General features: G+C 66.2%; 6 protein-coding genes and 1 pseudogene. 2 read left to right on the top strand and 5 right to left on the bottom strand.

Features of this window, described 5'->3' with window-relative positions; translation table 11 throughout:
• Positions 1-968 (bottom strand): IS481 family transposase (locus J1M40_RS09995; RefSeq protein WP_206450762.1); only part of this gene is annotated, 968 nt, incomplete at its 3' end.
• Between the two features lie 114 nt (positions 969-1,082).
• Between J1M40_RS09995 and J1M40_RS09990 the strand changes: the two are divergent.
• Positions 1,083-1,508 (top strand): annotated as a pseudogene (locus J1M40_RS09990) (transposase); the annotation flags it as partial.
• Here J1M40_RS09990 and J1M40_RS09985 read toward each other — a convergent pair.
• Both J1M40_RS09985 and J1M40_RS09980 read right to left on the bottom strand, forming a co-directional pair.
• Positions 1,505-2,512 carry an IS481 family transposase gene (locus J1M40_RS09985; RefSeq protein WP_206450761.1) on the bottom strand — a complete coding sequence of 336 codons (1,008 nt, stop codon included), beginning with the start codon at positions 2,510-2,512 and terminating at the stop codon, positions 1,505-1,507. The pseudogene J1M40_RS09990 and the gene J1M40_RS09985 overlap by 4 nt on opposite strands.
• A gap of 525 nt (positions 2,513-3,037) precedes the next feature.
• Positions 3,038-3,253 carry a type I restriction-modification system subunit M N-terminal domain-containing protein gene (locus J1M40_RS09980; RefSeq protein WP_241252219.1) on the bottom strand — a complete coding sequence of 72 codons (216 nt, stop codon included), beginning with the start codon at positions 3,251-3,253 and terminating at the stop codon, positions 3,038-3,040.
• A gap of 259 nt (positions 3,254-3,512) precedes the next feature.
• On the opposite strand from J1M40_RS09980, the gene J1M40_RS09975 reads away from it, so the two are divergent.
• Entirely contained in the window at positions 3,513-3,740 is a 228-nt protein-coding gene (locus J1M40_RS09975; protein ID WP_342356901.1) for a helix-turn-helix domain-containing protein, read from the top strand.
• Positions 3,741-3,830: 90 nt separating this feature from the next.
• Here the strand turns inward: J1M40_RS09975 and J1M40_RS09970 are convergent, their stop codons facing one another.
• Together J1M40_RS09970 and J1M40_RS09965 are read right to left on the bottom strand one after the other, a co-directional pair.
• The gene (locus J1M40_RS09970) at positions 3,831-4,037 is read right to left on the bottom strand and encodes a hypothetical protein (RefSeq protein WP_241252218.1); all 207 of its coding nucleotides are present in this window, start codon (positions 4,035-4,037) and stop codon (positions 3,831-3,833) included.
• The coding region (locus tag J1M40_RS09965; protein WP_206450558.1) for an integrase core domain-containing protein at positions 4,034-4,323 on the bottom strand (290 nt) is incomplete at its 5' end. The genes J1M40_RS09970 and J1M40_RS09965, both read right to left, overlap by 4 nt.

Here is a 4,323-nt window from a genome sequence, read left to right as displayed (position 1 = left end):
GCCAGTGAGGCCGGAGGAGCGTCTCCGCAGGAGGTATGAGGCCGATGGTAGTTGTAGTGGTTCACCCACACCGCCAGGGCCTCACGCCGAGCTTGCTCTGAGGAGTACGGGCGGGCGTAGAGGACCTCATCGACCATCAGCCGGTTGTAGCGTTCGACCTTCCCGTTGTGGCGCGGGGTGTAGGGTCGGATCCGGTGGTGCCGGCCCCCGAGCGAGACCACCTTCGCGGTGAAGTCCGCAGCCCGGTAGTTGTTCCCGTTGTCCGTGATCACCCGGTCCACGGTGATGCCGTGGGCGGCGAAGAACGCCCTCGCCCGGCAGAAGAACCCGATCGTGGTCACCGCCCGCTCGTCCTCCAACGCCTCGGTGTAGGCCAGCCGGGTGAACCCGTCGATCGCCGAGTGCAGATAGGTGTAGCCGACCCGCCGGCCAGGCCCGCGCTTGGAAGCACGGCCTGCTTCACTTTCACGTCCGTGAGCACGCCAGCCGCCCCCGTCAGGGATCTTCCCGATCTTCTTCACATCCAGGTGCACCATGTGCCCCGGCCCTCTCGCGGTGATCTTCTGGGGTCGTTGGCGCAGGTCTTCTCCGGCCGGGGTCAGGTCCCGTAGGCGGGAGATCCCGAGTCGGTGCAGCCACCGTCCCACGGTACGAAGACACACCCGGTGGCCCTCGGAGACGAGGTGGTGATGGATGCGCCGTGCGGACCACTTGCGCTCCCGCCGCAGGGCGTGGATCTGGGCGACCAAGACCGGATCGAGCTGGGCAGGTGAACGGTGCGGCCGGCTGGGCAGGTCCTGAAGGCCGGCTTCTCCCTGGGCGCGGTAGCGGGCGACCCAGGTGGCCACCGTGGGCCGGCTCACCCGGAACTCGGCTGCCACGTGTGCCTGCGGGATCCCGTCGTGCAGGTGGCGGTGGACCATCCTGAGTCGGCCAGTGGGGGTCAGGGGTGCGTTAGCGTGAGTCATGAGCGGGTCTCTTCTGGCAGGTGGGTTGTTGAGGAACTTCCATCCTGCGGCAGGGGCCCGCTCGTCTCATCTCAGCCCGTACCCCGTGGCAAGAACCTCATGACCCACAACACGCTGGTCAGCCTGATCACCCCCGGCCAGGCAGGGGACTCCCCGATGCTGCTTCCTCTTCTGGAGCAGCTGCGCGTGACCCGGCCAGTAGGGCGGCCCCGGACCCGCCCCGAGGCCGTGCTGGGCGATAAGGCGTACTCCTCCCGGGCGATCCGCACCCACCTACGTGCCCGTGGGATCAAAGCGGTCATCCCCGAACCGGCCGACCAGCAGGGCCACCGCAGACGGCGCGGTGCCCGCGGCGGGCGCCCCGTCAGCCTCGACGCGGACGCCTACAAGGGCCGCAACGTCATCGAGCGTCAGTACGCGCACCTGAAGCAGTGGCGGGGTCTGGCGACCCGGTATGACAAGTACGCGATCGTCTACCGGTCCGCTGTGGTGCTGAATGCTGTGATCGCATGGTCCAAACGATTGTCAGACATGCCCTAGGTGTAGGAGGGCATGACGTTGTTGACTCGGGCCGGTGCCAACGAGGTCGGCGGGGCGTCTCCGCAGGAGGTATGAGGCCGATGGTAGTTGTAGTGGTTCACCCACACCGCCAGGGCCTCACGCCGAGCCTGCTCTGAGGTGTAGGGGCGGGCGTAGATGACCTCATCGACCATCAGCCGGTTGTACCGCTCGACCTTCCCGTTATGGCGCGGGGTGTAGGGGCGGATCCGGTGGTGCCGGCCCCCGAGCGAGACCACCTTCGCGGTGAAGTCCGCAGCCCGGTAGTTGTTGCCGTTGTCCGTGATCACCCGGTCCACGGTGATGCCGTGGGCGGCGAAGAACGCCCTCGCCCGGCAGAAGAACCCGATCGTGGTCACCGCCTTCTCGTCCTCCAACGCCTCGGTGTAGGCCAGCCGGGTGAACCCGTCGATCGCCGAGTGCAGATAGGTGTAGCCGACCCGCCGGCCAGGCCCGCGCTTGGAAGCACGGCCTGCTTCACTGTCACGTCCGTGAGCACGCCAGCCGCCCCCGTCAGGGATCTTCCCGATCTTCTTCACATCCAGGTGCACCATGTGCCCCGGCCCTCTCGCGGTGATCTTCTGGGGTCGTTGGCGCAGGTCTTCTCCGGCCGGGGTCAGGTCCCGTAGGCGGGAGATCCCGAGTCGGTGCAGCCACCGTCCCACGGTACGAAGACACACCCGGTGGCCCTCGGAGACGAGGTAGTGATGGATGCGCCGTGCGGACCACTTGCGCTCCCGCCGCAGGGCGTGGATCTGGGCGACCAAGACCGGATCGAGCTGGGCAGGTGAACGGTGCGGCCGGCTGGGCAGGTCCTGAAGGCCGGCTTCTCCCTGGGCGCGGTAGCGGGCGACCCAGGTGGCCACCGTGGGCCGGCTCACCCGGAACTCGGCGGCCACGTGTGCCTGCGGGATCCCGTCGTGCAGGTGGCGGTGGACCATCCTGAGTCGGCCGGTGGGGGTCAGGGGTGCGTTAGCGTGAGTCATGAGTGGGTCTTTTCGGGCAGGTGGGTGGTGTAGGAACTTCCATCCTGCGGGAGAGGCCCACTCTTCTCATCTCAGCCCGGTACCCATGTCAAGAACCTCATGACCCACAACAGCTAGACGGCCCCGGTCCCTCCTGACCGGAACAGCCGGTGGCCACGAGCAGGAGGGGCAGGAAGAGGAGGAGTCGCTGAGCGCGCATAAGAAAACTCTCCGTGACTGATGTGCGAGCCTCGAACCAAGCGCTCTTGCGGCTGAAATGGGTGCCAGTGAGAGTCTGTCGAGGAAGGGTGAGAAGGCCCTCAACTGCATATTGTGCACAGCAACGCACCCATTGAGCGACACGCCGAGGACATGTGAGAGTCGAGCAGGAATGCTCATGTCGCGTTTCCGCGTCGGAAGGGTGAACGGCCACTTCCACCTGCCACAGCCGCACTTCAGAGCCCGCGGCTGGAGGGATACTGCTCGCAGCCCTGCGAAGGGGGTCATCTCGTGATTTCTCGCACCCCCACCCCGGACGATATCGAGTCAGTACTCGCCGCCGTCGAGACCATCCCGCCAAGCCTGTTCGATCACTACGAGGGATCCCGCGAGAACGAGCCGGTGCGGGGCCATGACCGCCTCCATGCGGCGCAGGATGGTGAGCGGAAGGACGAGCGTGCCGTACTGATTCGGCTTGAACACGCCCCGGAGCTGATCCGCGATCCCCCACACGAAGTTCGAGAGGTTCTGGGGAGAGGGCATGGTGGCGGAGCCTTTCGGAGCACGGCGGTGTGGCAGTCGGCCTCATTCTGGCACTGAGAAGTCGCACGCCTGATGCCTGAGAGCCGGGTTCCGAAGAATTCTTCGGATGAGGAGGCCGGCACCTTTTCGACCGACCTCTGGAGGCTCGAATCCGAAGTCTTCTTCGGTTTCCCATGTCGACTCGTCACCGCAGCAGTCGAACGTCACCGATTCCGACGAATCCTTCGGATTTCAGCTGCTCATCTGCCACGCTGGGGCTGTGGCCACCACACGCGCAGTCTCCTCCGCCGCGGCGCTGATGAAGATCAGCGACCGCGTCCGCGCCATGCGTAAAGAGCTTTTGCTGACCCAGCAGCAGCTCGCAGACCTGGCGGGAGTCTCGGATGCGACCGTCCGCCAGATCGAGCGCGGCACCGGCAAGAGCACCCTGGAGTCAGTGCTCTCCGTCATGGAGGTGCTCGGCCTCGAGCTCGAGGTCACCGGCTGACGACTCCTGCACTCGAAGACCTGAAGCGCGTCACCACCGCGGACGTCTACAAGGGCGGCGTCCCAGCGGGGACGGGATCGCCCTTGCGGCTCAGTCCTCCAGGCTCAGCTCCACGTCCCCGACCCACGGCTCCGCGAATCCTTCGTACGTCCCGTCCTTGAGCGCGATGGCCAGCCACTGGTCCACGTAGTGCTTGAACACCTCGTCGCCCTGCGGGAGCATGTACCCCTTCTGGAAGTAGTCGAAGGGCTCGTCCGGGTTCGCGGCGCACAGCTCGGGGTGAGCCGCCCCCTTCATTCGGTCCGGACGTTCTGTGAGTCGTCGGTTTCCATTTGATGGGTGCACTGCCGAGCGTACTCGGCTGGGGTTAGGTAGCCGAGCGAGGAGTGCCGGCGGTGGTGGTTGTACTCGTCCTTCCAGTCGCCGATGATGACCTGTGCGTGCAGCAGCGAGTAGAAGCTGTTGATGTTGAGGCACTCGTCGCGGATCCGGCTGTTGAACGACTCGACGTACCCGTTGCGCCACGGCGAGCCCGGAGGGATGTAGGACAGGCCGGTGCGGGTGCCGGCCCAGTCGGCCATCG

Source organism: Micrococcus sp. KRD026 (assembly GCF_017168445.1).
Taxonomy (GTDB): domain Bacteria; phylum Actinomycetota; class Actinomycetes; order Actinomycetales; family Micrococcaceae; genus Micrococcus; species Micrococcus luteus.
The sequence above is the reverse complement of the archived record's forward strand: the minus strand, read 5'-3'. Positions and strand labels throughout refer to the sequence as shown.